Annotated in this window: 2 protein-coding genes; one reads left to right on the top strand and one right to left on the bottom strand. The window is 75.9% G+C overall.

The features are described from left to right. Positions 1 to 1,433, bottom strand: a 1,433-nt coding sequence (locus ACFU6K_RS34820) for a DUF4192 domain-containing protein (protein WP_380669982.1), incomplete at its 3' end; no start/stop codon positions are given. Positions 1,434 to 1,662: 229 nt separating this feature from the next. Between ACFU6K_RS34820 and ACFU6K_RS34825 the strand changes: the two genes are divergently transcribed. After that, the coding region (locus ACFU6K_RS34825) for a RecQ family ATP-dependent DNA helicase (protein WP_380669984.1) at positions 1,663 to 3,238 on the top strand (1,576 nt) is incomplete at its 3' end.

A 3,238-nucleotide genomic window follows, 5' to 3' on the forward strand; every position in this document is an offset into this window, starting at 1 on the left:
GCCCTGGCGTGCCCGGGCACTGCGGCCCGTCCGGGCGCCGACAGCAGGCCGACCGCCCCGGCACCACCACCGTCCGGCTCCGGACCTCCCGAGCCGTCCGGGGCGCCCGGGCCCGGATCCATCGGTGCCGACGCCGTGGACGAACCCTTCCGGCGACCGCCACGCCGGTGCCGCCGCGCGCCGGCCGACCGCCCGGGCCGCTCACCGAGGGCCTCGCCCGCGCCAGGGGCGGGCCCGCGACCCGCGTCGTCACGGAGGGGCGCCCCCTGGGCGGGCGGCGGCGCCTCGGCGTTCGGTGCTCCGCCCGCCGGAGGCCGCGGTTCCTCGGCCGGGGCCGTGGCGGCCCCGGGCTCCTCGCGCCGCCGACGCTGGGCCTCGACGGCGGCCAGCAGCCCCTGGGGCGTCATGCCGTCGTTGAGCGACTCGTAGAGCAGCTCGGCCAGCAGGTAGCCCGGGGCGAGCCGCAGGACGTGGCCGAGCACGACCCGGGCCGTCGCCGTGTCCCCGGCGACCCAGGACGTCCAGGCCAGCAGGGTGAGCGGGGCCACCGCGCAGCCCTCGTACGGCGGCACCGCCCGCCGGGCGAGGAAGCGCCAGAGCCGCTCGGCCGGGGCCAGCTCGGCGGGCCTGGCGTACTCGACGCCACGGTCCCGCACCAGACGGTCCCGCAGGGCGAGCAGCAGCTGGGCCGTCCGGTCCGCGTCGAGTTCCCTGGCTCCGGCCCGGAACTCGGCGAAGGCCTGGTCGAGCAGGGCGATGCGCTGCTCCCTGGCGAGGGCGTCCACGGCCTCGGCCCGGGCGAGCGCCTCGCGCTGGGCGGCGTCCGCCGGCGGACCGACCGGGTCCAGCCCGCCGATGATGGCCTTGCGGCTGCCGCGCGGCACCAGGCCGGCCACCGTCGCGGCGGCGGCCGCCGGACCCGGCTCCGGGCTGCGCCGCACCGGATTGCCCGCCGCGTCGCAGCAGCCGTCACCGCGGCAGAGGAAGGACCACCAGCGGCCGTCCGAGACGCACAGCGCCTCCTTGACGGCCACGCCCCGGCGCCCGAAGGCCGCCCGGAGGGCCTCCGCCAGCGGCCGCAGCCCGTCCACCACCGGCGGGGCGTGGGCCGCATCCGGGTCCTGGCAGAGGTAGAGGAGCACCTGGAGCGGCCGGGCGCCGTGCCGCTCGGAGAGGGCGACCAGCAGGGCGGCCGTCTCCTCCGCCGCGGCCGGCCACTGCGCGGGAGACCGCGGCAGGTCCGCCCGGATCACCCCGCCCTGGTGCAGGCCGGGACCGTGGAGCCCCACCGCGACGATGCTGTCGTCGGGGTAGAAGCCCAGGAAGTACGGAAGCAGCTCGGCCATGTCGGCCGGGCCGCGCATGACGACCTGCCGGTGGTCGGAGGCCGGTCCGAGGGACAGAATGACGTGTTCGTTGTTCATCGCGTTCATGGCCGCAAGAGTGGACGCAATCCGCGAACGATGTCGGAACCGACTTTTTTCCTGTGGATAACTCCGCCCCCGAATTTCTCCTCACTCATTCGGAGCAGGCGACACTCCCTCCCACGAGTGGATTTTGACCGCCGTTCAGCGGACCAGCGGATGAAATACACCCCGCCTTCCCCCGCCTCCGCTCCCCGGCATTCGTCGCTTGTCGGCGGTACGGGGTTACATGGACGCCATGCAGCAGCCCGACATCCACACCACCGCCGACCGCGCCGAGGTCCGGGCGCGGGCCGAGGCCGTCCTGCGCGAGCTCGCCGGCCCCGGAGCCACCCTGCGCGAGGACCAGTGGACGGCCATCGAGGCCCTCGTGGTCGACCACCGCCGCGCCCTGGTCGTCCAGCGCACCGGCTGGGGGAAGTCCGCCGTCTACTTCATCGCCACCGCCCTGCTCCGGGCCCGCGGCGCCGGGCCGACGGTGATCGTCTCACCGCTGCTCGCCCTGATGCGCAACCAGGTCGAGTCGGCCGCCCGGGCCGGCATCCACGCCCGCACGATCAACTCGGCCAACACCGACGAGTGGACCGCGGTCCAGGAGGAGGTCGCCGACGGGAAGGTCGACATCCTGCTGGTCAGCCCCGAGCGGCTGAACAACCCGGACTTCCGCGACCAGGTGCTGCCCGAGCTCGCCGCCTCCACCGGCCTGCTCGTGGTCGACGAGGCCCACTGCATCTCCGACTGGGGGCACGACTTCCGCCCCGACTACCGCCGGCTGCGCACCATGCTCGCGGAGCTGCCGCCCGGCGTCCCGGTCCTGGCCACCACCGCCACCGCCAACGCCCGGGTCACCGCGGACGTCGCCGAGCAGCTCGGCACCGGTACCACCGACGAGCACGCCCTGGTGCTGCGCGGGCCGCTCGACCGGGAGAGCCTCACCCTGGGCGTGCTCTCCCTGCCCGACCCGGCACACCGCCTCGCCTGGCTGGCCGACCACCTCGACCGGCTCCCCGGCTCGGGCATCGTCTACACCCTGACGGTGGCCGCCGCCGAGGAGGTGACGGCCTTCCTGCGCGAGCGCGGCTTCCCGGTGGCCTCCTACTCCGGCCGCACCGAGGACGCCGAGCGCCGCACCGCCGAGGCCGACCTGCTGGCCAACCGGGTCAAGGCGCTGGTCGCCACCTCCGCGCTCGGCATGGGCTTCGACAAGCCCGACCTCGGCTTCGTGGTGCACCTCGGCTCGCCCAGCTCGCCGATCGCCTACTACCAGCAGGTCGGCCGGGCCGGGCGCGGAGTGGACCGGGCCGAGGTGCTGCTGCTGCCCGGGCGCGAGGACGAGGCGATCTGGCGCTACTTCGCCTCACTGGCCTTCCCCCCGGAGGAACAGGTGCGCCGCACCATCGACGCGCTGGCCGAGGCCGGCCGGCCGCTCTCCACCGCCGCCCTGGAGCCCCGGGTGGACCTGCGCCGGGCCCGGCTGGAGACCATGCTCAAGGTGCTCGACGTGGACGGCGCCGTCCGCCGGGTCAAGGGCGGCTGGACGGCCACCGGCCAGAGCTGGGCGTACGACACCGCCCGCTACGCCAAGGTCGCCGCCTCCCGGGAGGCGGAGCAGCGGGCGATGCGCGACTATGCGGCGGGCACCGGCTGCCGGATGGAGTTCCTGCGCCGTCAGCTGGACGACGAGCAGGCCGCACCGTGCGGCCGGTGCGACAACTGCGCGGGTCCGCTGCACACCCCGGACGTCTCCGCCGAGGCGCTGGCCGCCGCCCGGGCCGCGCTCGGCCGCCCGGGCGTGAGCTTCGAGCCCCGACGGC

This window comes from Kitasatospora sp. NPDC057512 (genome assembly GCF_042802135.1).
Lineage (GTDB): Bacteria > Actinomycetota > Actinomycetes > Streptomycetales > Streptomycetaceae > Kitasatospora.